This is a genomic window from Hydrogenophaga sp. (assembly GCF_025699295.1).
Taxonomy (GTDB): Bacteria; Pseudomonadota; Gammaproteobacteria; order Burkholderiales; family Burkholderiaceae_C; genus Hydrogenophaga.
Window position 1 is genome coordinate 92,658 of the sequence record NZ_JAILWB010000015.1, and the last position, 22,482, is coordinate 115,139.

22 protein-coding genes are annotated in these 22,482 nt (G+C 69.5%); 12 read left to right on the forward strand and 10 right to left on the reverse strand.

The annotated features are described in order from the left end of the window. The first annotated feature begins 5 nt into the window (after window positions 1-5). From cbiB to K5880_RS16705, 6 genes are read left to right on the forward strand one after another with little or no spacing between them, the layout of a single operon-like run. Complete coding sequence (gene cbiB, locus K5880_RS16680) at window positions 6-974, forward strand: adenosylcobinamide-phosphate synthase CbiB (protein WP_297654808.1); 969 nt, start codon at window positions 6-8, stop codon at window positions 972-974. Then, window positions 971-1,966 carry an aminotransferase class I/II-fold pyridoxal phosphate-dependent enzyme gene (locus K5880_RS16685; RefSeq protein WP_297654811.1) on the forward strand — a complete coding sequence of 332 codons (996 nt, stop codon included), beginning with the start codon at window positions 971-973 and terminating at the stop codon, window positions 1,964-1,966. The genes cbiB and K5880_RS16685 overlap by 4 nt, the downstream gene beginning before the upstream one ends. Then, on the forward strand, window positions 1,963-3,414 hold the full coding sequence (locus tag K5880_RS16690) for a cobyric acid synthase (protein WP_297654814.1): 1,452 nt from the start codon (window positions 1,963-1,965) through the stop codon (window positions 3,412-3,414). The genes K5880_RS16685 and K5880_RS16690 overlap by 4 nt, the downstream gene beginning before the upstream one ends. Next, window positions 3,411-4,547, forward strand: a complete 1,137-nt coding sequence (cobT, locus tag K5880_RS16695; protein ID WP_297654816.1) for a nicotinate-nucleotide--dimethylbenzimidazole phosphoribosyltransferase — start codon at window positions 3,411-3,413, stop codon at window positions 4,545-4,547. Before K5880_RS16690 ends, cobT begins: the two co-directional genes overlap by 4 nt. A gap of 4 nt (window positions 4,548-4,551) precedes the next feature. Next, complete coding sequence (locus K5880_RS16700) at window positions 4,552-5,367, forward strand: adenosylcobinamide-GDP ribazoletransferase (protein WP_297654817.1); 816 nt, start codon at window positions 4,552-4,554, stop codon at window positions 5,365-5,367. Next, on the forward strand, window positions 5,364-5,918 hold the full coding sequence (locus K5880_RS16705) for a histidine phosphatase family protein (protein ID WP_297654819.1): 555 nt from the start codon (window positions 5,364-5,366) through the stop codon (window positions 5,916-5,918). Before K5880_RS16700 ends, K5880_RS16705 begins: the two co-directional genes overlap by 4 nt. Before the next feature lie 174 nt (window positions 5,919-6,092). On the opposite strand, the gene K5880_RS16710 is transcribed toward K5880_RS16705, so the two are convergent. Genes K5880_RS16710 through K5880_RS16720 form a run of 3 tightly spaced genes read right to left on the reverse strand, consistent with a single transcriptional unit; the run spans window position 6,093 to window position 8,202 of the window. Next, the gene (locus K5880_RS16710; RefSeq protein ID WP_297654821.1) at window positions 6,093-6,545 is read right to left on the reverse strand and encodes a GFA family protein; all 453 of its coding nucleotides are present in this window, start codon (window positions 6,543-6,545) and stop codon (window positions 6,093-6,095) included. Between the two features lie 57 nt (window positions 6,546-6,602). Then, on the reverse strand, window positions 6,603-7,238 hold the full coding sequence (nth, locus tag K5880_RS16715) for an endonuclease III (protein WP_297654824.1): 636 nt from the start codon (window positions 7,236-7,238) through the stop codon (window positions 6,603-6,605). Window positions 7,239-7,260: 22 nt separating this feature from the next. Next, a complete protein-coding gene (locus K5880_RS16720; RefSeq protein ID WP_297654826.1) occupies window positions 7,261-8,202 on the reverse strand; it encodes a LysR substrate-binding domain-containing protein in 942 nt (313 codons plus the stop codon). An 83-nt stretch (window positions 8,203-8,285) separates the two neighbouring features. On the opposite strand from K5880_RS16720, the gene K5880_RS16725 reads away from it, so the two are divergent. Then, a complete protein-coding gene (locus K5880_RS16725; RefSeq protein WP_297654828.1) occupies window positions 8,286-8,612 on the forward strand; it encodes a DUF2917 domain-containing protein in 327 nt (108 codons plus the stop codon). Between the two features lie 109 nt (window positions 8,613-8,721). Next, window positions 8,722-9,912: a PLP-dependent aminotransferase family protein gene (locus K5880_RS16730; RefSeq protein WP_297654876.1), complete on the forward strand. Its 1,191-nt coding sequence runs from the start codon at window positions 8,722-8,724 to the stop codon at window positions 9,910-9,912. A 21-nt stretch (window positions 9,913-9,933) separates the two neighbouring features. Here K5880_RS16730 and K5880_RS16735 read toward each other — a convergent pair whose 3' ends face one another. After that, a complete protein-coding gene (locus tag K5880_RS16735) occupies window positions 9,934-10,452 on the reverse strand; it encodes a hypothetical protein (RefSeq protein WP_297654830.1) in 519 nt (172 codons plus the stop codon). Beyond that, window positions 10,445-11,014, reverse strand: coding sequence for a nucleotidyltransferase domain-containing protein (locus K5880_RS16740; RefSeq protein WP_297654832.1), 570 nt, complete (start codon window positions 11,012-11,014; stop codon window positions 10,445-10,447). Before K5880_RS16740 ends, K5880_RS16735 begins: the two co-directional genes overlap by 8 nt. A gap of 76 nt (window positions 11,015-11,090) precedes the next feature. Here K5880_RS16740 and imuA point away from each other — a divergent pair, with 76 nt between their 5' ends. The 4 genes from imuA to K5880_RS16760 are packed head-to-tail and all read left to right on the forward strand — an operon-like array spanning window position 11,091 to window position 16,927. Next, window positions 11,091-11,906, forward strand: a complete 816-nt coding sequence (imuA, locus tag K5880_RS16745; RefSeq protein WP_297654834.1) for a translesion DNA synthesis-associated protein ImuA — start codon at window positions 11,091-11,093, stop codon at window positions 11,904-11,906. Then, window positions 11,851-13,158, forward strand: coding sequence for a DNA polymerase Y family protein (locus tag K5880_RS16750; RefSeq protein ID WP_297654837.1), 1,308 nt, complete (start codon window positions 11,851-11,853; stop codon window positions 13,156-13,158). Before imuA ends, K5880_RS16750 begins: the two co-directional genes overlap by 56 nt. Further along, window positions 13,155-16,298 carry an error-prone DNA polymerase gene (locus K5880_RS16755; RefSeq protein WP_297654840.1) on the forward strand — a complete coding sequence of 1,048 codons (3,144 nt, stop codon included), beginning with the start codon at window positions 13,155-13,157 and terminating at the stop codon, window positions 16,296-16,298. Before K5880_RS16750 ends, K5880_RS16755 begins: the two co-directional genes overlap by 4 nt. Before the next feature lie 20 nt (window positions 16,299-16,318). Next, a complete protein-coding gene (locus K5880_RS16760; RefSeq protein WP_297654843.1) occupies window positions 16,319-16,927 on the forward strand; it encodes a uracil-DNA glycosylase family protein in 609 nt (202 codons plus the stop codon). On the opposite strand, the gene K5880_RS16765 is transcribed toward K5880_RS16760, so the two are convergent. The 5 genes from K5880_RS16765 to K5880_RS16785 form a co-directional block, all read right to left on the reverse strand. Further along, window positions 16,909-17,379, reverse strand: coding sequence for an EVE domain-containing protein (locus K5880_RS16765; protein ID WP_297654846.1), 471 nt, complete (start codon window positions 17,377-17,379; stop codon window positions 16,909-16,911). The genes K5880_RS16760 and K5880_RS16765 overlap by 19 nt on opposite strands. A gap of 69 nt (window positions 17,380-17,448) precedes the next feature. After that, window positions 17,449-19,275, reverse strand: coding sequence for a methyl-accepting chemotaxis protein (locus tag K5880_RS16770; RefSeq protein WP_297654849.1), 1,827 nt, complete (start codon window positions 19,273-19,275; stop codon window positions 17,449-17,451). 70 nt (window positions 19,276-19,345) lie between these two features. Then, window positions 19,346-19,882, reverse strand: a complete 537-nt coding sequence (locus K5880_RS16775) for a chemotaxis protein CheW (RefSeq protein ID WP_297654852.1) — start codon at window positions 19,880-19,882, stop codon at window positions 19,346-19,348. Window positions 19,883-19,973: 91 nt separating this feature from the next. Beyond that, window positions 19,974-21,272, reverse strand: coding sequence for an NAD(P)/FAD-dependent oxidoreductase (locus tag K5880_RS16780; protein WP_297654855.1), 1,299 nt, complete (start codon window positions 21,270-21,272; stop codon window positions 19,974-19,976). 61 nt (window positions 21,273-21,333) lie between these two features. Next, a complete protein-coding gene (locus K5880_RS16785) occupies window positions 21,334-22,155 on the reverse strand; it encodes a methyltransferase domain-containing protein (protein WP_297654857.1) in 822 nt (273 codons plus the stop codon). Window positions 22,156-22,482: the final 327 nt, after the last annotated feature.

Sequence of the window (22,482 nt, forward strand, 5' to 3'; positions counted from 1 at the left end):
CTGCCATGCCCGAACTGTGGTCCACCGGTTGGGTTGCACCGCTCGCGGTGCTGGTCGCGCTGGCGCTGGACCGCGCGCTGGGCGAGCCGCCCGCGCGCTGGCACCCGGTGGTGTGGATCGGGCACTGCCTGTCGTTCATGGGCCGGCGCGTGGCGCCACCAGCCGGCACGACCCGTGCGAACGCCGCGCGCGCGCTGGCCGGCGGTGCGCTGGCCTGGTGCCTGGGTGCAGCTCTGGTGGTGCTGGTTGCGCAGGCGCTGGTGTGGGCAATGTCAGGCTGGCCCTGGTGGATCCAGGCCCTGGCCGCCGGTGTGCTGCTCAAGCCGCTGCTGGCCTGGCGCATGCTGCGCGACGAGGTGTCCGCAGTCGAGGACGCGCTGGGCGGTTCGCTGGCCGCCGGGCGCGCGCGCCTGGCCTGGCTGGTGAGCCGCGAGGTGGGCGCGATGGACGCCACGCAGGTGCGCGAGAGTGCCATCGAATCGCTGGCCGAGAACCTCAACGATTCCGTGGTCGCGCCACTGTTCTGGTTCGCCATTGCCGGCCTGCCCGGTGCCGCGCTCTACCGCTTCGCCAACACGGCCGACGCGATGTGGGGCTACCGGGGCGAGCGCAACGGGCGCGACTGGACCTGGGCCGGCAAATGGGCGGCGCGGGCCGACGACGTGCTGTCGTGGCTGCCTGCGCGCCTCACCGGCGCGCTGCTCGGCCTGCTGGGCGCGGCACCGCGCTGGCGCACCCTGGCTGCACAGGCGCGGCGCACGCCGTCGCCCAACAGCGGCTGGCCGATGGCCGCGATGGCGCTTGCGCTCGATGTGCGGCTGGCCAAACCCGGCGTGTACGAACTGCATGGCGCGGGCCGGTCGCCGCAGGCGGCCGATACCGCGCAGGCCTTGCGCCTGGCCGGGCGGGTGGTGGCGGCGCTGACCATCTGCGCGTTGCTGTGGGCCGCACTGGCGTGGAGGGAGGTGCCATGACGACAACGACAACGTCGATGACCCTGCACGGCGGCCCAGACGCTCTTGGCATTCCCACCTGGGACTTCTCCACCAACGCCAATGCCTGTGGCCCGTGTCCGTGCGCGCTGGCCGTCGTGCAGCGCGCCGACGCGCGCCACTACCCGGACCCTGCCTACAGCGCCTTGCGCGAACACCTCGCGGCTTTCCATGCAGTGGACGCTGAACGCATCGTGCTGGCCGGCAGCGCCAGCGAGTTCATCGCCCGGTTCACCGCCTGGGTGGCCCGCGATGGTGGCCAGCGCGTCTGGCTTCCGGCGCTGGCCTACGGCGACTACGCGCAGGCCGCGCTGGCCTGGAAGTTCGAGCGCGTGCACGACCCGGCGCGTGCCCATCTCGCCTGGTTGTGCGAGCCGTCCAGCCCGCTGGGCGAGGCCGAGCCGTTCGCACGCCGCGTTGTCGCCTCGGGCGCGCAGGTGGTGCTCGACCGTGCCTACGAGCCGCTGCGTCTGGTCGGGCGTTGCAGCCTGGAACCCCAGGCGCTGAACCGGGTGTGGCAACTCTGGACGCCCAACAAGGCGCTGGGCCTGACCGGTGTGCGCGGTGCCTACGCCATTGCGCCGGTGGGCGCGCAGCACGCGGCGCGCGCGCTGCATCAGCTCGCGCCGTCCTGGCCGCTGGGCGCGCACGCCGTGGCCCTGCTCGATGCCTGGGTGTCGCCCGCGTCGCAGGACTGGCTGGCGCGCAGCCTGGACACCCTGCAGCACTGGAACAGCGAGCAGCGTGCCGGGCTGGCCAGCCTGGGCTGGCGCGTGCTGACCAGCGACGCCCCGTTCTTCTGCGCCGAACCGCCGCGCGCGCTGGACGTGCCGGCACTGCGCACGGCCGGCCTCAAGCTGCGCGACACGACGTCCTTTGGCCTGCCGGGCCACTTCCGGCTGAGCGCGCAACCGCCCGAGGCGCAGGCGGCCCTGCGCGCCGCGCTGCTGGCCCAGCGGGAGACCGCGCCATGACCGCGCGCTGCGTCATGGTGCTGGGCACCACCAGCGGGGCCGGCAAGAGCTGGTTGACCACCGCGCTGTGCCGTCACTACGCGCGCATGGGCCTGAAAGTGGCGCCGTTCAAGGCGCAGAACATGAGCAACAACGCCCGCGTCGTCGAGGGGGGAGAGATCGGTTCTGCGCAGTACTTTCAAGCTCTGGCAGCACAAGCCGAGCCCGAAGTCCGCATGAACCCGCTGCTGCTCAAGCCCGAGGCCGACACGCGCAGCCAGGTGGTGCTGATGGGGCAGGTGAGCCAGGCCTTGTCGAGCATGCCCTGGCGTGGCCGCAGCCTGCAGGTGTGGCCGCAGATCGCCGCCGCGCTCGACGCCCTGCGCGAGGAGAACGACGTGGTGGTGATCGAGGGCGCGGGTTCGCCGGCCGAGATCAACCTGCACGCCAGCGACATCGTGAACATGCGCGTGGCGCTGCATGCGCAGGCGCGTTGCCTGCTGGTGAGCGACATCGACCGCGGCGGCGCCTTCGCCCACCTGTATGGCACCTGGGCGCTGCTGCCCGCCGAGGAGCGCGCGCTGATCCAGGGCTTCGTGCTCAACCGGTTCCGGGGCGACGCCAGCCTGCTCGCGCCCGCGCCGCAGATGTTGCAGGACCTCACCGGCGTGCCAACCGTCGCGACCCTGCCGATGTGGTGGCAACACGGCCTGCCCGAAGAAGACGGTGTGTTCGATGACAGGACGCGTGCGGCCGGCGCCGTGCACAAGACCATCGCCGTCATCGCCTGTCCGCGCATCAGCAACCTCGACGAATTCCAGCCGCTCAAGAACGTGCCCGGCGTGCGCCTGGTCTGGGCGCGCGCGCCGGCCGACTGCGCCGGCGCGGACTGGATCGTGCTGCCTGGCAGCAAGGCCACGGCGGCCGACCTGGCCTGGCTGCGCACGCAGGGGCTGGACCGCGCGATTGCCGCGCACGCCGCGCAGGGCGGGGCGGTGCTGGGCGTATGCGGCGGGCTGCAGATGCTGGGCGAGGCGCTGATCGACACGCACGGGATCGACGGGAATGCACCCGGCCTGGGCCTGCTGCCGCTGGTGACGCAGTTCGATGAGCAGAAAACCGTGCGACACACGCACACCACCTTCGGCACGCTGCGCGGCGCCTGGGCCGCGCTCTCGGGCGTGGCCGCCGCCGGCTACGAGATCCACCACGGCCAGACCGCGCAGCACCCGGCCATGGCCGCGGGTGGCGACGTGGCGCGCGAGGTGCTGCCCCAGGGCCTGGGCTGGCAGAACGCGGCGGGCAACGTGCTCGGCGTCTACCTGCACGGTCTGTTTGAAGATCCGTGCGTGCTGCACGCCCTGTTCGGCGCCACGGCGCCCACGCTGGAGACCGTGTTCGACGGCCTGGCCGATTTCATCGAAACCCATTTCGAGCCCGGCGTGCTCGACCAACTCATCGCACCATGAACATGACGAACACGAACATCCCCGAGATCACCCAGCCCGAACTCGCCCAGGCCCTGCAGCGCGCACTGGACAACAAGACCAAACCCCTGGGCTCGCTGGGCCGCCTGGAAGCGCTGGCGTTGCGCATCGGCCTGATCCTGGGCACCACGCAGCCCGAGCTGCAGGCACCGCAGATGCTGGTGTGCGCCGCCGACCACGGCCTGGCCTCACGCGGCGTCTCCGCCTACCCGAGCGACGTGACCTGGCAGATGGTGGAGAACTTCCTGGCCGGCGGCGCCGCGGTGAGCGTGCTCGCGCGCCAGCACGGCATCGGCCTCACGGTGGTGGACTGCGGTGTGAAGCACGACTTCACGGCCAGGGACGGCCTGATCATCAAGAAGATTGCGCACGGCACAGCCGACGCGCTCGAAGGCCCGGCCATGGGCGCGGCGCAGTGCGCGCAGGCCATCGCCAACGGCCGCGAGGTGCTGCAGGGCCTGCCCGGCAACGCCTTGCTGCTCGGTGAGATGGGCATAGGCAACACCTCGGCCGCGTCGATGCTGCTGGCGCGCCTGGCCGGGCTGGACGTGGCCGAGGTCACCGGTGCGGGCACCGGGCTCGATGCCGACGCGGTGCAGCGCAAGATCGGTATCCTGCGCAAGGTGCTGGCACGCCACGCGGGCGCGAAAACCCCGCTGGACGCGCTCGCGGCCTTCGGCGGTTTCGAGATTGCCACGCTGGTCGGCGCGGTGCTGCAGGCCGCCGAGGAGCGGCGCGTGGTCGTGGTGGATGGTTTCATCGCCACCTCGGCCGTGCTGGTGGCGGCGCATCTGCAGCCGCATGTGCTGCAGCGCTGCGTGTTCGCGCACCGCTCCGGCGAGCGCGGCCATGCGCTCATGCTCGCCCACCTCAAGGCCGAGCCGCTGCTGGACCTGGGCCTGCGCCTGGGTGAAGGCTCGGGCGCGGCGCTGGCCTGGCCGCTGCTGGTGAGCGCGTGCGCGCTGCTGCGCGAGATGGCGAGTTTCGAGGCTGCCGGTGTGTCGCGCGACACCGTTCGTGCTGAGCCTGTCGAAGGGCATCCCACGGAGTTGGCGAGGGCTTCGACAGGCTCAGCCCGAACGGTACTGGATGGCCCAGCCCGAACGGACACCTGATCGCATGAACCAGTTCTTCCGCCACCTCCTGCTGGCCCTGCAGTTCTTCACCCGCATCCCGGTGACGGGCCGCCTGGCCGGCTGGGTGGGCTTCAGCCCGGCGATGCTGCGCGCGAGCGCGGCGCATTTTCCGGGGGTGGGCTGGATCGTGGGCGGGCTCACGGCGGTGGTGTTGTGGGGCCTGTTGCTGCTCCTGCCGGCGGTACCCGCCGCGCCCTGGGTGGCGGTCATCGCGAGCACCGTGTTCGGCGTGCTGCTCACTGGCGCATTCCACGAAGACGGCCTGGCCGACCTGGCCGACGGCCTGGGCGGCAGCGCGCAGCGCGAACGCGCGCTGGAGATCATGAAGGACTCGCGCATCGGCAGTTACGGCGCCATCGCACTTGTGCTCGCACTCCTGAGCAAGGTGGCGCTGCTCGCGCTGCTCGCGCAGGCGGATGCCTGGCTCGCGGTGGTGGCGCTGTTCGCGGCGCACGTCAGCTCGCGCACCGTGCCACTGCTCGTCATCCGCACGCTGCCGCATGTGGGAGATACCCCGCAGAGCAAGAGCAAGCCCCTGGCCGAAAGCATCGGCAACGGCGGCCTGGCCGCGGGCCTGCTGTGGTGGGCGCTGGCCATGGCGCTGGCGGTGTGGCTGATGCCTGATGCGCCGTGGGCGCAGGCCGTGCTGGGCGCGTTGATCGGCCTGGCCTGGATGTGGCGCCTGCTGCAGCGCCGGCTGCAGGGTTTCACCGGCGACGGCCTGGGCGCCACGCAGCAGGTGAGTGAAGTGCTGTTCTACCTGGGCCTGGCCCTGTCGCTGCCCATGGGGTCGCCATGAAGCTCTGGCTGCTGCGCCATGCCCCGGTGCTGTTGCCCCCGGGGCTGTGCTACGGCGCCAGCGACGCGCCGGCCGATGCCGCGCTCACGCTCAAGGCGGCCCGCGCCTTCGCGCCTTTGCTGCCTTCGGGCACACCGGTGTGGGTATCGGGTCTGGTGCGCGCGCAGCAGATGGCGGGCGCGTTGCAGGCCGAGCGCAGCGACCTGGGGGCCGCGCGCGTCGATCCGCGACTCAACGAGATGGACTTCGGCGACTGGGAGATGCGGCGCTGGGACGCGGTGCCGCGCAACGCCTTCGACGAATGGATGGCCGACTTCGCGCACCACCGCTTCGGCGGGGTGGAAAGTGTGCAGATGCTGCTCTACCGCGTGGCCGCCGCCCTGGGCGACCTGCGCCCGGTCACCCATAACGACGTGGTCTGGGTGACGCACGCCGGCGTGATCCGCGCGGTGCAGCACATCGTCGCCAGTGGCGGCGTGCACATCCGAGAGGCCAGCGAATGGCCGAAGGACGCGCCCGCGCCGGGTGGGTGGTTGACGCTCTCGTTCTGAGCTCAACTTCTTTGCCCGATCTGCCGCCCCCGTTCGGGCTGCGTCTGTAGACGCCGACAACTTCGGACAGGCCACTGCCTTGCAGGATGACCCGTGTGCCAACGCGAACCGGGTGAGCAACTGGCAGGTCAAATCGGATTCAGCCTCGGCCGTAGGCTGCCATGTGACCTCGCCTCAACGCTCAGGGTCCGTGTTGGCGCGATAGCTGAGCCAGCCAGCCGTCATCGACCTGCTGTCGCTCCGGTCCTTGGGGTGGCTTCGCCCCTCCAGCACAGGCACTTCATCGAAGTCAAACGGGCTCAGGCCAGCCATGCACGCCACGTTCACACCGTATTGGTCCGGGACGGAGCGTCGGGAGTGAAAGGTATAGATGCCGCAGACCGAGCAAAAGTAATGCTTCGCCTGTCCGGTGTTGAACTGGTAGAGCGTCAGCTTGTCCGTGCCTTGCGTGACGTGCAAGTCGTCCAGGTTGACAGAGACGGCCACGGCGCCGCGCATGCTGCAGTACGAGCAGTTGCATCGGCGCGCGCTTCGCAGCCCGTTGGTCAGCACCAGACGAAAGCGCACGGCCCCACAGTGGCAAGCAGCTTCAAGTTCGCGGCGTTCGTCATGGTCATGGGAGGTCACGGCGGCAGTCCTTCTAAACAGGGTTTCAGCCAGATCCGTCGCAAACGGCGCTTTCGTTCAGGCGACGGTCTTGTCCTTGAAATCGCAGTACGCCACCACAGCGCACTTCGGGCACAGCGGCTTGCGCGCCTGGCACACATAACGCCCGTGCAGGATCAGCCAGTGGTGCGAGTCCACCGCGTAGGCAGGCGGCACGCGCTTCATCAGCTGCAGCTCCACCGCCAGCGGGTTCTTGCCGGGCGCCAGGCCGGTGCGGTTGCTCACGCGGAAGATGTGCGTGTCCACCGCCATGGTGGGCTCGCCGAAGGCGACGTTGAGCACCACGTTGGCGGTCTTGCGGCCCACGCCGGGCAGGGCTTCGAGCGCTTCGCGCGTGCCGGGCACCTCGCCGCCGTGCTGCTCCACCAGCATGCGACAGGTCTGCATCAGGTGCTTCGCCTTGCTGCGGTACAGGCCGATGGTCTTGATGTGGCTCTCCAGCCCTTCGAGCCCGAGGTCGAGGATGGCCTGCGGCGTGTTCGCCACCGGGAACAGCTTGCGCGTGGCCTTGTTCACGCCCACGTCGGTCGCCTGCGCCGAGAGCAGCACCGCGGTGAGCAGCTCGAACACGCTGGTGTATTCGAGTTCGGTCTGCGGGCTGGGGTTGGCGGCCTTGAGGGTGGCGAAGAAGGCTTCGATCTGGGCGGGCGTCATGGGCGCGGATTGTCCCATGCGCTCATCCCCGCTCGGCCTCGGTGCGCAGCCAGTTCGCGAAGTCCAGCGCGTCGGCGTTGCCATGGGCGTGGTCCGCCACCTCCACGTAGTAGCCCCGGCGTGTCGCCGCGCCGCTGCGGAACGGCGCGACCAGCTTCTTTTCGTTCACCAGTGACTGCAGCAGCGGCAGCCGGCCGATCACCACGCCTTGCCCGGCCACCGCGGCGGCCACCGCGTCGGCGTACTGGCTGAAATGCATGGTGTTCTTCATGCGCATGTCCTGCAGCCCCATCACCTGAAACCAGGGGTCCCAGTCCGAGGTGAGCGAGAAGCCTGCGGGCTTCTCCACGGTCAGCAGCGTGTGGTGGGCGAGGTCGGCGGGCTGGCGCAGCGGGGCGGCCTTGTCGCGCAGCAGCGCGGGCGAGCACAGGGGTTGCACGGTTTCTTCGAACAGCGCCTGACCGCGCCCGACGCTGGAGGGCACGAAGCGCACCGCGACGTCGAGCCGGTGGCGTTCCAGATCCATGATGTCCATGGAAGCCGAGATGCGCACGTCCACCTGCGGGTGGTTGGCCGCGAAGCGTGCGAGCCGGGGGATGAGCCAGAGCGAGGCAAAGCCTTGCGTGCAGGTCATGGCGACCTGGCGCAGGCGCGGGCCGGGGCGCACGCGCGCCGAGGCGTCGCGCAGGCGCTCCAGCGCATCGCGCGTGGCGCGCTGCATGACCTCGCCGGCTTCGGTGAGCGAGAGCGATCGGTGTCCGCGCTCGAACAGGGCCGTGCCCAGGCTGTCTTCCAGCAACTGGATCTGCCGGCTCACCGCCGACTGCGTGAGGTTGAGTTCCTGCGCGGCCAGGGTGAAGCTCAGCGTGCGTGCCGCCGCGTCGAAGCAGGGCAGCAGGTCCAGCCGCAGCATCTGCGAGCGCGGGATCGGCTGGGTCACGGTTTTCACATTCTTGAATGGCATGCGAAGCATTCGAAAACAACGTTTGTGCAGTATAGAGCGGCTACGTACAGTCATGCACATCCCTGATGCGAAAGGACCGTTCCATGAAAACCGATACCCTGACTGTCGACATCAACATGCCCCACAAGGCCATGCAGTCCATCCCCCAGGGCGCTCTGCGCCTGGTCTGCCGCGAAGGCAGCGTCTGGATCACGCTGGACCACGAACAGCGCGACGTGGTGCTGAACCCAGGCGAGCACTTCACCACACGGCCGCAGCAACGCGCGATCGCCTACGCGCTGGAATCTTCGGTGCTGCGGCTGGAGCCGGTGGTGTGCACGCGGCGCGCGCCAGCGCCACGCTGGCGCTGGTGGCCGCAGCGCTTGCGCGGCAGCGGCGCGCGAGGCGGCGCGACACCGGTCGCTGCGTGACCGGGCCCTGCGGCGCCTGAGCGAGGCGCCGAGGCCGCCCGGCCGGTGCGCGAGAATGGCGGTCGTTGTTCATCACGACTTCACGGAAACCGCCGCCATGACCTTTGCCATCCCATTCGCCGACCGCCTCGGCAACGTCGAAACCTCCGCCATCCGCGAACTCTTCAAGCTGCTGGGCAAACCCGGCATCATCAGTTTTGCTGGCGGCTTCCCCGACAGCGCGATGTTCGATGTGGACGGCATCCGCGAAGCGGTGAACGCAGCGCTGACCGAGGAAGCCGGCGGCGCCTTGCAGTACGGTGCCACCGAGGGCTACCAGCCGCTGCGCGAGCAGCTTGCCGCCTTCATGACCAGCAAGGGCGCGAAGGACGTGAGCGCGAACGACCTCATCGTCACCACCGGCAGCCAGCAGGGGCTGGACCTGCTGGGCAAGACGCTGATCTCGCCCGGCGACAAGGTCATCGTCGAAGGCCCGACCTTTCTCGCCACCATCCAGTGCTTCCGCCTCTATGGTGCCGAACTCATCAGCGCGCCGGTGGACGGCGACGGCGTGAAGACCGACGAACTGGAAAAGCTCATCGCCGAGCACAAGCCGAAATTCGTCTACCTCATCCCCACCTTCGGCAACCCCAGCGGCGCCATGCTCAGCCTGGAGCGGCGCAAGGCCGTGCTGCAGATGGCGGTGAAGCACGACACGCTGGTCGTGGAGGACGACCCGTATGGCGACCTGTACTTCGGCGCCGCGCCGCCGCCCAGCCTGCTCGCGCTCAGCGCCACCGTGCCCGGCAGCCGCGAGCGGCTGGTGCACTGCGGCTCCCTGAGCAAGGTGCTCAGCCCCGGCCTGCGCGTGGGCTGGATGGTGGGCCCGGCCGAGCTGCTGGCCAAGGCCACCATGTGCAAGCAGTTCAGCGACGCGCACACCAGCACCTTCGCGCAGGCCACCGCCGCGCAGTACCTCAAGGCTGGCCGCATGCCGGCCACGCTGGCCAGGGTGCGCAAGGTGTATGCCGAGCGCGCCACCACCATGGGCAACGCCTTGCGCCGCGAACTCGGCGACGCGATCGACTTCGTGCAGCCGCAGGGTGGCCTGTTTGTCTGGGCGCGCCTCACTGGCGCGGGCGGCAAGGTGAAGGACGGCGGCGAACTCGCGAAACGCGCGATCGAAAAAGGCGTGGCCTTCGTGCCCGGTGCGCCGTTCTTCGCCAGCAACCCCGATCTGTCCACCCTGCGCCTGTCCTTCGCCACCGTGGGGCTGGAGAAGATCGAGGAAGGGGTGGGGCGGTTGGGGCAGGCGGTGTGAGCTGCGGGTGGCCGCAGGGCGTCAGCCAGACCGTTTCTTGGTGTGGCCCTCGGCCTTTTTCACTTCCAGCCGTTCCGCCGCGGCAATGGTCAGGGCTTCTTCCAGCGCCGTGATGGCCATGGTCATTTCCCTGCGAAAGATCGGTGCGGCTTTCTTCGCGTTGCTCAGTACGGGCCCGGTGCGGCCCGGGTCGATTTCGCTGCCGTAGCGCTTCCTGCCCACGTGGCGAAAGCCTCGCAGGTCATCCAGAAGTTCGCGCAGTTCCTCGCTGATCAAGGGGTCGCGTGTCGGCGTGGCCGCTGCTGCGGTCTTGATCAACCTGGCGTGATAGGCCGCATCCTGTTCCATGGGCGGGTCCGTTCGCTTGAGCACCGCCTCCAGAATGGTCTCCATGCCGGTATAGACGCTGTTGACCGTGGCGCCCGCCAGTTTCACGTACGCCCAATCTCCAGCGTCCGGGTTGTTCGCTTCCCATCGTTCGAACTCGCCGAGTTCCTTTTCGAGTTTGGCCATTTCGGCATCGAAATCCCGTTTAAGCATGCAAGCTTTCCTGGATGCGGGCGAAGGCATCGCGTCCGATGGTTTCTTCGGCCACCACGTCCAGTGGCAAGGTGAGGCGCTCGGTCAGCGTTTCGGAGATCGCGCGCATCACCCCCAGCGGCCCGGGGTCGGTGATCAGCAGATCGATGTCGGAATGTGGTGTGGTCTTGCCCGTTTTCATCGAACCGAAGAGCTTGAGCCTCACCCCCTTCTTTTTCATGGCCGCGATGATCGCGCGCGCCTCTTGCCTGCCCAGGCGCAGACGTTCCCTGGCTTTGCGTTGCGCATCCGCATCCGGTTGGTAGAGCGAGAGCCTGGGTTTGGTGGGCCTGCCCCTGGGCAACCTGGGATCGGCCACATCCGAGGGAATGAGCCACATCGTCATCGGCCCCAGGGTCTGCTGTGTGGCCCCCTGGATTCGGCCCGCGCGGCACAGCTGCCGCACGCGCTCGGCGCTGATGCCGTGGGCCCTGGCGTACTCGGCTGGCGAGAGCATGGACGCAGGAACACCCGGACCACCGGGAGCGGGGGTGGCGTGGGGAGCTGTTCGAGTCGGCACCATGGTCACATTGTATGAAAAAGATAGAGCCCCACAATATTTTTCATCCTGACAGGAGATCGACTTTCATATACTGTACATGAATACAGTATTTCGATCGTTTCCTGCCATGCACCACGCCTCCACGCCTTTGCCCCCGCCACGCCCACCTGCGGGCGGCCTGCCGGCGGCCGTGGCTGCGGCACTCTGGCGGGCCGACCAGCTCGGTGCGCCGGTCTCGGCCGTGTGGCCCAGCGGCTTTGCCGCGCTGGACGCGCAGTTGCCCGGTGGCGGCTGGCCCGGCCATGGGCTGACCGAAATCCTCACGCCACACAGCGGCACGCTGGAATGGCGCCTGCTCGGGCCGGCGCTGCGCAGTGTCTGCGCCGCCGGCCAGCCGGTGGTGCTGGTCGGCCCGCCGTTGCCGCCGCATCTGCCGGGCCTGCGTTTCGAGGGCATCGCCGCGCGCCAGCTGGTCTGGGTGCGGGCCGACACGGCGGCCGAGCGCCTGTGGGCGGCCGAGCAGCTCATCAAGGCCCAGGCCTGCGGGGCGCTCGTGGCCTGGCTGCCGCAGGCGCGGGCGGAGCAGATCCGCCGTTTGCAGGTGCTCGCGGCCGGCTTTGATGCCCCGGTGTTCGTGTGCCGGCCCACGCGCGCCTTGCGCGAGTCGTCGGCCGCGCCACTGCGTGTGCAGGCCGCCGTGGGCCTGGACTGGGCGCTGCAGGTGCGCATCGCCAAGCGCAAGGGCCCGCCGCTGGACGACGCCCTGCACCTGGCTTCGGTGCCCGGGGCGCTGGCCGCCGTTCTTCCACCCCGGCTGGGCCAGCCCAGCCGGTGGTTCTACCGCGAAGCGATCGACCATGCTGTGGTCCGCCCTTCTGCCCAGCCCGAGCGCCGGCACAGCGCCGTCCATTGAGCCCGCGCCGCAGCGCGCGCTGGCCACCTGGGCCCTGCAGTTCACGCCCCGGGTGGCCCTGGCCGACGAGGCTGTGCTCATGGAGGTGGAGGCCAGCGTGCGCCTGTTCGGGGGCCGCCACGCCCTGCGCGAGCGCGTGCAGGGCGAAGGCCGCGAAGTCGGCGTGGCGCGGCTGGCCTGGGCACCCAATGGCCTGGCCGCGCTCGCGCTGGCGCGCGCCGGCATCGGAAACGGCTTCCAGCGCCCGCTCGACGAACTGCTCGACACCCTGCCCATGGACACGCTGAGCGCCGTGCACCCGCACCGGCGCACGCTCGAACACATCGGCTGCCGCACGCTGGGCGACGTGCGCGCGCTGCCGCGCGGTGGCATCGCCCGGCGCTTCGATGCGCAACTGCTGCAGGCACTCGATCAGGTGTATGGGGCTGCGCCCGAGGCGCACGACTGGGTGGCGTTACCGGAAGTTTTCGAGGAACGGCTCGAGCTCATGGCGCGCGTGGAGCAGGCGCCGGCCCTGGTGTTCGGCGCACGGCGCCTGCTGCTCGTGCTCGGCGGCTGGCTGGCGGCGCGGCGCGCGGGCGTCACCGCCTTCACGCTGCGGTGGGCGCACGACGCGATGCGCGCGCGCGCGGCGGGCGAGGGTGGCGAGATCACGATCCGCACGGCCGAGCCCACGCGCGACATCGAACACCTCAGCCGCCTGCTGGCCGAGCACCTGGCGCGGGTGCAACTGCTCGCGCCCGTGGGCGACCTGGTGCTGGTGGCGACCGAGGTGCGGCCGCTGCACGACGTGAGTGCCTCGTTCCTGCCCGACACCGTGCGCCAGGGCGAAAAGCTCGGCCTGGTGCTGGAGCGGTTGTCTGCGCGGCTGGGGCCGCAGCGCGTGCTGCGTCCGGTGCTCTGCGAAGACCACCGGCCCGAATGGATGTGCCGCTGGCAGAACGCGGCACTGCCGCTGCCGCGCCAGGAGACGCCGGGCACCGAACTGCCCCAGCCCGGCTTTCTGCTGCCGCTGCCGCTGCGCCTGCTGGTGCAGGACGACCACCCGGTCTACCACGGCCGCCTGATGCTGCTGCTCGGGCCTCAGCGTGTGGAAGGTGGCTGGTGGGACCGCGTCGAGGACACCGGCCTCGTCCGCAACGTGGCGCGCGACTACTGGGTGGCGCTGTCGGCCGAGGCGGGCGTGCTGTGGGTGTTCCAGACCCGGCTGGACGGTGCGCCCGCGTGGTACCTGCATGGGCATTTCGCATGAGCACCCCCGCCGTCCTGCCCGACTGCGCCGAGCTGCGGTGCCTCTCCAACTTCAGCTTCCTGCGCGGTGCCAGCCACCCCGAGGAACTGGTGGAGCGTGCGGCGGTGCTGGGCTACCGCGCACTGGCCATGGTGGACGAGTGCTCGCTGGCAGGCGTGGTGCGCGCGCACGTGGCCGCGAAGAAGCATGAACTCAAGCTGCTGATCGGCAGCCAGTTCCAGGTGCGGTGCGACGCGCCCTTCACCCTGGTCGTGCTGGCGTGCAACCTCAACGGCTACGGCAATCTGTGCGAGTTCATCACGCGCCTGCGCCGCGCCTCGGCCAAAAAGGGCACCTACCGCCTGACGCTGGGCGCCATCGATGCCGAGGCACTGGTCGACTGCGTGGTGATCGCGGTGCCCGGCGCCACCTGCGATCAGGGCCAGGTGGACACCATCGCGCGCTGGCTGCTGCAGCATTTCCTGGGCCGTTGCTGGCTGGGCGTGGAGCAGCTGTGCCGCTTCGACGACGAGGTGCGCCTGCACCGCCTGCGCCAGAGCAGCGAACTCACGGCCGTGCCGCTGGTGGCCGTGGGCGACGTGCAGATGCACGTGCGTTCGCGCAAGCCCTTGCACGACGTGCTTACCGCCATTCGCATCGGCCAGCCGCTCACCGAGTGCGGCTTCGCGCTGGCGCCCAATGCCGAGCAGCGGCTGCGCTTGCGTTCGACGCTGGCCAGCCTCTACCCCCCTGAACTGCTGGCCGAGACGCTCGCGGTGGCCGCGCGTTGCGGGTTCTCGCTCGACGAGTTGCGCTACCAGTACCCGAGCGAGGTGATTCCCGAAGGGGAAACGCCGCAGAGCCATCTGCGTCGACTGGTCGAGGAGGGAGCCCGCAGGCGATGGCCGCAAGGCACGCCCGCGAAATTCGCGAAGCAGATCGAACACGAGCTCGAACTGATCGCCGACAAGGCCTACGAGCACTACTTCCTGACGGTGTACGACATCGTGGCCTTCGCGCGCTCGAAAAACATCCTCTGCCAGGGCCGTGGTTCGGCGGCCAACAGCGTGGTCTGCTACTGCCTGGGCATCACCGAGGTGGACCCGGGGCGCACGGGTCTGCTGTTCGAGCGCTTCATCTCGCGCGAACGCGACGAGCCGCCCGACATCGACGTGGACTTCGAGCACGAGCGGCGTGAGGAGGTCATCCAGTACCTCTACAAAAAGTACGGCCGCGAACGCGCCGCGCTCACCGCCGCCGTCATCAGCTACCGCCCGCGCAGCGCCTTGCGGGACGTGGGCAAGGCGCTGGGGTTCGAGGCAGGTACGCTGGACGTCCTGGCCAGGCAGTCGCGCTGGTGGGATGGCCACGGCATCGCGCCGCAGCGGCTGCTGGAGGCCGGGCTCGACCCGGAACAGCTCCAGGTGCGCCAGTTGCTGGAACACACCTCCACGCTCATGGGTTTTCCGCGCCACCTCTCGCAGCACACCGGCGGCTTCGTGCTCACGCAGTTGCCGCTCTCGCGCCTGGTGCCGATCGAGAACGCCACCATGCAGGACCGCACCGTCATCGAATGGGACAAGGACGATCTCGACGCGCTGGGTCTGCTCAAGGTGGACGTGCTGGCGCTGGGCATGCTGACCGCGTTGCGCAAGGCCATGGCGCTCATCGGTGAGCGCCGGGGGCGACCCTTCGCGATGCAGGAGATCCCCGAAGGCGACAACCCCACCTACGACATGATCTGCGCCGCCGACACCGTGGGCGTGTTCCAGATCGAGAGCCGCGCGCAGATGAGCATGCTGCCGCGCCTGAAGCCGCGTTCGTACTACGACCTCGTGATCGAGGTGGCGCTGGTGCGGCCTGGTCCCATCCAGGGTGGTGCGGTGCATCCCTACCTGAACCGGCGGCAGGGCAAGGTGCCAGTGAGCTATCCCGGCCCGGAGTTGGAGGAAGCATTGGGGCGAACGCTGGGTGTCCCCATCTTTCAGGAGCAGTGCATGCAGATCGCTGTGCTCGCCGCCGGCTTCACGCCCGGCGAGGCCGATGGCCTGCGCCGCGCCATGGCCGCCTGGAAGCGCCATGGCAACCTGCACAAGTACCAGGAACGGCTCGTCAACGGCATGACCGATCGCGGCTACGAACTGGAATTCGCGCAAGGCGTGTTCGAACAGATCAAGGGCTTTTCCAGCTACGGCTTCCCCGAAAGCCACGCCGCCAGCTTCGCGCTGCTGGTCTATGTAAGTGCGTGGATCAAATGCCACCACCCGGCGGAATTTCTGGTGGCCTTGCTCAACAGCCAGCCCATGGGTTTCTACACACCGAGCCAGCTCGTGCAGGACGCCAAACGCCATGGTGTGGAAGTGCGCCCCGTCGACGTGCTCCACAGCCAATGGGAGAGCACGATTGAAGTGCCTGACCCCCTCTGCCTCGGGGAGAGGGCCCGCGCGCCCACCCAGCCTGTTGTCCGCCTGGGCCTGCACCTGATCAGCGGTCTCGGCAAGCAAGCGGCCCAACGCATCATGGCCGCGCGCGAACAACAGCCCTTTCATGGCGCACAGGACCTCGCCAGCCGCGCCGGCCTGGACCAACCCCAGATGAAAGCACTCGCCGCCGCCGACGCACTCATGGGCCTGAGCGGCCACCGCCGCCAGCAGGTGTGGGACGCCGCCGCACTGCGAACGGCGCCCGCGCTGCTCAAGGGCGCACCCGTGGACGAAGCCCCGCTGGCCTTGCCCGCCGCACCCGAAGGCGAAGCCATCGTATGGGACTACGCCAGCACCGGCCTCACCCTGCGCCGCCACCCGCTGGCCCTGCTGCGCGATGAATTGCAGAAGCGCCGGCTCATGACCGCCGAGGAACTCCGGGACGCGCCCAACGGCCGCCTCGTGCGCCACTGCGGCATCGTCACCTTGCGCCAGCAGCCGGGCACCGCATCGGGTGTGGTGTTCGTGAGTCTGGAAGACGAAACCGGCGTGGTGCAGGTCATCGTGTGGCGCCGCATCCGCGAACGCCAGCGCGCGGTGCTGTCAGGGGCACGCCTGCTGGCGGTGCGCGGCGTGTGGCAACGCGAGGGCGAGGCCACGAACCTGATCGCCGGTCACCTGGAAGACCTCACGCCACTGCTCAACGGCCTGTCGACGGTGAGCCGGGATTTTCATTGAAGCACGGAGAGAATGAGGCCATGGCTTCGGTGGCTGCCATCCTCAAAGATGTCCGGACCTGCACGCTGTGTGCCGGGCACCTGCCGCTGGGTCCGCGCCCGGTGCTGCAGTTTCACCCCGCTGCGCGCATCCTCATTGCTGGCCAGGCGCCGGGCCGCAAGGTCCACGCCTCGGGTGTGCCGTTCGATGACGCCAGCGGCGCGCGCCTGCGCGACTGGCTGGGTTTGTCGCAAGAGGTGTTCTACGACCTCCGGCGCATCGCGATACTGCCGATGGGGTTTTGCTACCCCGGCACGGGCCGCTCGGGCGACCTGCCACCGCGCCCCGAATGCGCACAAACCTGGCGACCGATTCTGGTGCCGCAGTTGCGCCAGTTGCGGCTGACGGTGGCCGTGGGCCGTTACGCGATGGCACACCACTTGCCTGAGGAGAGCGGTTCAATCGCCGAAGCATTGCTCCGCTGGCGGGATCATGGAACCGACCCGCGGCTCATGCCGCTGCCCCATCCGAGTCCGCGCAACAACCTCTGGCTGGCCCGTCATCCGTGGTTCGAGCGCGAGCTGATCCCGTTGCTGCGCCAGCGCGTGGCCGAGGCGCTGTCGGAGGGGGATCAGCCGTCGAGCAACTGACGGGTGATGAAATGCCAGTGCTCGGCGCTCACCGGCGTGATCGAGAGCCGGTTGCCGCGCTTGAGCAGGATCATGTCGGCCAGTTCGGGCGCGGCGCGCAGTTCGGGCAGGCCGATCAGGCGCGTCTTGCGCAGCGCCTGCACGTCCAGCAGCAGCCAGCGTGGCGCATCGGGTTTGGACGCGGCGTCGAAGTAGGGCGACTTCGCATCGAATTGCGTGGGATCGGGCCGTGTGCCCGAAGCCACCTGTGCAATCCCGGCAATGCCCGGCTGCGGGCAGCTCGAGTGATAGAACAGCACGCCGTCGCCCACCTGCATGGCGTCGCGCATGAAGTTGCGCGCCTGGTAGTTGCGCACGCCGGTCCAGGGCACGGTGGCTTGCGGGGCAGCCAGCGCGTCGTCGATCGAGCACTCGTCGGGCTCGGATTTCATCAGCCAGTAACGGGTCGTCATCGCGCCATTGTGCGACGGCGCAGGTTCCCCGGGGAGGCGGTGGGGATCACCGCCCGGGTGGCGGCTTCCTCAGAAGGATTCCCATTCGTCCGTAGCGCCGGCGACTTCCCTGGCCTTGCTGGCCACCACGGGCCTGGGCGCCGTGGCGGCCGCCGGGGCTGCGGTGGGCTTGACCGGCGCGGGCTTGCTGGCCACGGGCGCCGCGGGTTTGCCCGCTGCGGCGGGGGTCGGCCGGGCCAGAGAGGGCTCCTTGCGCTCGGCGCCGGTCGAGACGGCGGGGCGGCTGGCCGCCGGCTTGTGCAGGTCGGCCGAACGGATCTGGGTGATGCTGCTGCGGGCGGCAGCGCTGGCGTCCACGCGGAACACGCGCACCACCTCGGCCAGGCGCTCGGCCTGGTCGTTCATGCTGGAGGCGGCGGCGGCGCTTTCTTCCACCAGGGCCGCGTTCTGCTGCGTGAGCTGGTCGAGGTTGGAGACGGCCGCGTTGATCTGGTTCACACCGTCGGCCTGCTCGCCCGAGGCGCTGGCGATCTCGCCGATCATGTCGCGCACGCGCACCACGTTCTCCACGATCTCGCCCATGGTCTTGCCGGCCTGGTTGACCAGGTCGGTGCCCGCGGCCACCTTGTCGACGCTGGCGCCGATCAGCACCTTGATTTCCTTGGCGGCCTGGGCGCTGCGTTGCGCCAGGTTGCGCACCTCACCGGCCACGACGGCAAAGCCGCGGCCCTGCTCGCCCGCGCGTGCCGCTTCCACCGCGGCGTTCAGGGCCAGGATGTTGGTCTGGAAGGCGATGCCGTCGATGACGCCGATGATGTCGTTGATCTTGCGCGAGGACTGGTTGATGTCTTCCATGGTGGAGACGACCTGGCTGACCACCTCGCCACCTTTTTGCGCGCTCTGGCCGGCCACGTCGGCGAGCTGGTTGGCCACCCGGGCCGAGTCGGCCGACTGGCGGATCGCGCCCGACATCTGCTCCATGCTGGCCGCGGTCTGCTGCAGGTTGGAGGCGGTCTGCTCGGTGCGGGCGGACAGGTCGTTGTTGCCGGTGGCGATTTCCCGGGCCGCGACGGTGATGTTTTCGGTGCCGCGCTTGACGTCGGCCACCACGTTCACGAGGCGGTCTCGCATGCCGATCAGGGCGGTGATCATGGCGCCGAACTCGTCCTTGCGGTCATTGCGGATCTGTGCGGTGAGGTCACCGCCGGCGATCTGCTCGGCGAACGCCATGGTTTCGCGCAGCGGGTTGCGGATGTTGCGGATCAGGAAGAAGGCGCCGATGGCGATGCCCGCGATCAGGGCCACGACCTGGGCGGTGGCAATGGTCAGGCTGGTGGCGCGCCGCTGGTCGAACTCTTGCTGGGCCTGGACCCGGATGTCGGACTGCATGCGGGCAAACTCGCGCAGCGCGGCCACGTAAGGCACCACGGCGGGGTTGAAGCGGGCGCGGATTTCGTCGGCCGCACCGGCTGCGTCGCCGGCCTTCTTCAGGTCGTTGGCCACGGCATGCGAGGCCAGCACGGTCTTGCGCAGTTCGGCGATCTTGCCCAGCTGCGCATTCTCCGCATCGTTGAGTTCCGTGGCCTGCAGCTTCTTCTGCAGTTCGGAAATGGCGGCAATGCCGGCGGGGATCACGTCCTTGTACATCTCGCCCACGGCGGGGTCGCTGCTGACCACGGCGGCCTGGACGCGGGTGACCGCAAGCTCGGTCAGCGCGGCCCATTCGGTGGCGATGGCGGTCTTCTCGGCCAGCTTGGCCAGGGCCTGCTCGGACGCCTTGTTGAGCTGGGTCGAGCGGGCGCCGGCGGTGCCCACGACAACGAACAGGGCGAGGATGATGGCGATGACGCCAGCCCACAGCTTGGCGCCCACGGAGAGATTGCGAAAGAGGTTCATGGTTTTTTTCGGAAACGGGCGGCACGGCGGCGCTCGGCATGGCCGGCACACCGCACCCTGGAAGACGGATTTACTGGAGAGATGCGGCCGGCGCCACCAGGCCCATTTCGGCGCTGCCGATGAGGGCTTCGATGTCGGCGAGGATCAGCATGCGTTCGCCCACGCTGGCGATGCCGGTGATGAAACCGGCGTCCAGCGTGGTGGTGATCTGCGGCGCTTCCTTGATCAGGTCGGCGCCGAGTTCGATCACGTCGCAGACCGAGTCCACCACCAGACCGACCACGCGGCCGTGCACGCTGAGCACGATCACCACGGTGAAGTCGTTGTATTCGACCTTCTCGCAGCCGAGCTTGATGCGCATGTCCACCACCGGGACGATGACGCCGCGCAGGTTGACCACGCCCTTGATGAAGTCGGGCGCGTTGGCGATGCGGGTGGGCTCCTCGTAGGATCGGATCTCCTGCACGCGCAGGATGTCGATGCCGTACTCCTCGCCACCGAGGCGAAAGCTCAGGAATTCACCGGCGCTGGCGATGGCGGGGGCATGCCGGCGCGTGGCCGCGCTGGGGGAAGAAGCGACAGGCGTGGAGGTATTGAGGGCGTCCATGGGTCCAGGGGGTGGGGGTTGATACCTGCGTATCGGCATCCCTTCGCGCTTCTTGAGAGCGCGGCCCCCCGCCACTGGTCGGACGGCAGGATCAGTGCAGCTTCACCAGGGGCGTGGCACGCTTCACCAGGAAACGTGCCACGGCCAGCACGGCGGTGCGCAGGCTGCCGAGCACGGCCTGGTGGTGCATCAGGTGCAGGCTCACGTACATGGTGCGCGCCAGCATGCCCTGCACGTACCAGGTCGAGCGGAACAGGTTGCCCATGAGGTTGCCGACCGAGGTCTGCGTGCCCACCGAAACCAGCGAGCCGTGGTCCTTGTAGACATAAGGCTTGTCGCGTGCGGGCTGGCCCATGGCGCGGCGCGTCAGCGTGGTCACGAGGTAGCTGGCCTGCTGGTGCGCGGCCTGGGCGCGGGGTGGCACCCAGCCACCGCCGGTCATGGGGCATGCCGCGCAATCGCCCAGGGCGAAGATGTTGGCCTGGCCGCTCACCTGCAGGTTGCCCTGCACCTCCAGCTGGCCCGACCGGTTGGTGGGCAGGCCCAGCGTGGCCAGCATGTCGGGTGCCTTGATGCCGGCGGCCCAGACCACCAGGTCGGCGCCGAACACCCGGCCGCTCGCGTCCTCCACCTGTTGCGGCGTGATGCGCGCGACGCGGCAGTCCGTCTCGATGGTGACGTGGCGTTCCCTGAGCAGTTGCGCCGCGGCGGTGGAAACCTTCTCGGGCAGGGGCGCGAGGATGCGCGCGGCGCCTTCGAGCAGGGTGATCTGCACGTCCCGGTTCGGGTCGAGCCGGCGGAATCCGTAGCGCGAGTGCACCACGCTGGCCTCGCGCAGCTCGGCCGCGAGTTCCACGCCGGTGGCGCCGCCACCGATGATGACGATGCGCACCTGGCCTTCGTTGCCCGCGCTCTTGCGCAGTTCGGCGGCGGTGAGCAGCTTGAGCATGCGCCGGCGGAACAGCTCGGCGTCGGCCGGGCGGTTGAGCGAGAGCGTGTGTTCGGCCGCGCCGGGCACATTGAAGTGATTGGCGGTGCTGCCCACAGCGATCACCAGGGCGTCGAAGGGCAGGGTGCGCTCGGGCACCAGTTCCTCGCCGTGTTCGTCCCGCACCGGCGCGACGGTGATCGTGTGGCCCGCGCTGTCCAGCGCAGTCATCGCGCCCAGGCAGAAGCTGAAGCGGTTGTCGTGCGCCAGCATTTCATAGGACAGGCCTTCCTGGTGGATGTCCAGCGTGCCGGCGGCCACTTCGTGCAGCGAAGGCTTCCAGATGTGGAAGAGCTGCTGGTCGACCAGCGTCACCTGCTCGGCGCCGAGCCTGCGGCCCAGCTTGCTGGCCAGTTCGAGGCCGCCTGCGCCGCCTCCCACGATCACGATCCGGTGTTGCATGTGCTGCGTCCTGGTGGAAAACGGGTTCCACTGTAGACGACACAGCCCGAACGGAATCGGGTCAGGCCGGCTTGCGCCCCGTAAGGACCACGAACTCGGCCGGCACCGCGTAGGCCGCGCCCTGGCGCCAGGGCGCGATGGCCTCCAGGTAGCGCTGGCAGGCGCGCGCGCGGGCCGCGTCGCCAAAACGCGACCAGGCCAGTGCCACCGGGCCGCCGGCGAACGCTGCGCGACAGGCCTCGTCGCCGCTGGCGTAGTGCAGCGTGGCGTCGATGCGCTCGGTTCGCACCTCGGCCATGCCTGCACTGGCGCACAGCTGCGCCAGCGCATCGCCCTGGCCGAGCCGGAAGAACAGTGGGCAGACTTCGGTGGCCACCTCGGCGTCGACGATCGGAAACAGCGCCGACCACCCGCAGCGCGCGCGTTCGCCCCAGACGGCCAGGCCGATGCGGCCGCCCGGGCGCACCACGCGTGCCATCTCGCGCACCGCTTGCTCCGGCTCGGGCAGGTACATCAGGCCGAAGGCGCACAGTGCCACGTCGAAACCGCCATCGGCCAGGTCCAACTGCTCGGCGTCCATGCGCAGGAAGCGGGCTGGGTGCAACGGGTCCACCTGGGCGCGCTGCTCGGCGGCCTCCACCATCCGGGCCGACAGGTCGACGCCGGTCACTTGCCCGCCGGGCCGCACGGCCTGCGCCGCGCGCAGGCTCACCAGGCCGGTGCCACAGGCCACGTCCAGTACCTGTTCACCCGGCTGCAGGGCAACGTGCGCCAGCAGGCGGGCCTGGGCCTGGGCGAGCTGCGCCTGCCACAGCGCCTCGTAGTCATCGGCGGCCAAGTCCCAGCCATAGCGCTGCACGCGGCGTTGCAAGCGGGGGTCCATGATGGGGGGCTCAGTTGCGGGCCTTGAGGGCAATGAAATCGGTGGGTGTGTTCATGGTGGAGTCTCCTGATGGATTGGGATGGGGAACCGGGATGGCGGGCTGTTCGGGCGGCCCGGCATGCAGTGGAACGCGGAGCGCCCTGCCGCGTCCTGCCCGGGGGTCGCGCGGGACTGCCCTGTCGTCCGGACCTGGGTGGCGCGCGTGCGCACCTGCCACAGCGTCCGGGATTGCTGGCCGGGCGTCCGGCTGCCGCGCGCGGCGCGGCGCGGCCGCTTGGTGCCTGGGGCGGCGGCACCCATAATTTGCCGCTGGGACCGACCGGTCCC

What these genes read in the sequence shown, in the direction of transcription:
- K5880_RS16705 (WP_297654819.1), top strand. Translation starts at nt 5,364, where the DNA reads ATGAAGCTCTGGCTGCTGCGCCATGCCCCGGTGCTGTTGCCCCCGGGG.
- imuA (WP_297654834.1), top strand. Translation starts at nt 11,091, where the DNA reads ATGAATACAGTATTTCGATCGTTTCCTGCCATGCACCACGCCTCCACG.
- K5880_RS16750 (WP_297654837.1), top strand. Translation starts at nt 11,851, where the DNA reads ATGCTGTGGTCCGCCCTTCTGCCCAGCCCGAGCGCCGGCACAGCGCCG.
- K5880_RS16725 (WP_297654828.1), top strand. Translation starts at nt 8,286, where the DNA reads ATGAAAACCGATACCCTGACTGTCGACATCAACATGCCCCACAAGGCC.
- K5880_RS16700 (WP_297654817.1), top strand. Translation starts at nt 4,552, where the DNA reads ATGAACCAGTTCTTCCGCCACCTCCTGCTGGCCCTGCAGTTCTTCACC.
- K5880_RS16735 (WP_297654830.1), bottom strand. Translation starts at nt 10,452, where the DNA reads ATGCTTAAACGGGATTTCGATGCCGAAATGGCCAAACTCGAAAAGGAA.
- K5880_RS16780 (WP_297654855.1), bottom strand. Translation starts at nt 21,272, where the DNA reads ATGCAACACCGGATCGTGATCGTGGGAGGCGGCGCAGGCGGCCTCGAA.
- K5880_RS16775 (WP_297654852.1), bottom strand. Translation starts at nt 19,882, where the DNA reads ATGGACGCCCTCAATACCTCCACGCCTGTCGCTTCTTCCCCCAGCGCG.
- cobT (WP_297654816.1), top strand. Translation starts at nt 3,411, where the DNA reads ATGAACATGACGAACACGAACATCCCCGAGATCACCCAGCCCGAACTC.
- K5880_RS16785 (WP_297654857.1), bottom strand. Translation starts at nt 22,155, where the DNA reads ATGGACCCCCGCTTGCAACGCCGCGTGCAGCGCTATGGCTGGGACTTG.
- K5880_RS16720 (WP_297654826.1), bottom strand. Translation starts at nt 8,202, where the DNA reads ATGCCATTCAAGAATGTGAAAACCGTGACCCAGCCGATCCCGCGCTCG.
- K5880_RS16760 (WP_297654843.1), top strand. Translation starts at nt 16,319, where the DNA reads ATGGCTTCGGTGGCTGCCATCCTCAAAGATGTCCGGACCTGCACGCTG.
- nth (WP_297654824.1), bottom strand. Translation starts at nt 7,238, where the DNA reads ATGACGCCCGCCCAGATCGAAGCCTTCTTCGCCACCCTCAAGGCCGCC.
- K5880_RS16755 (WP_297654840.1), top strand. Translation starts at nt 13,155, where the DNA reads ATGAGCACCCCCGCCGTCCTGCCCGACTGCGCCGAGCTGCGGTGCCTC.
- K5880_RS16740 (WP_297654832.1), bottom strand. Translation starts at nt 11,014, where the DNA reads ATGGTGCCGACTCGAACAGCTCCCCACGCCACCCCCGCTCCCGGTGGT.
- K5880_RS16765 (WP_297654846.1), bottom strand. Translation starts at nt 17,379, where the DNA reads ATGACGACCCGTTACTGGCTGATGAAATCCGAGCCCGACGAGTGCTCG.
- K5880_RS16770 (WP_297654849.1), bottom strand. Translation starts at nt 19,275, where the DNA reads ATGAACCTCTTTCGCAATCTCTCCGTGGGCGCCAAGCTGTGGGCTGGC.
- cbiB (WP_297654808.1), top strand. Translation starts at nt 6, where the DNA reads ATGCCCGAACTGTGGTCCACCGGTTGGGTTGCACCGCTCGCGGTGCTG.
- K5880_RS16685 (WP_297654811.1), top strand. Translation starts at nt 971, where the DNA reads ATGACGACAACGACAACGTCGATGACCCTGCACGGCGGCCCAGACGCT.
- K5880_RS16690 (WP_297654814.1), top strand. Translation starts at nt 1,963, where the DNA reads ATGACCGCGCGCTGCGTCATGGTGCTGGGCACCACCAGCGGGGCCGGC.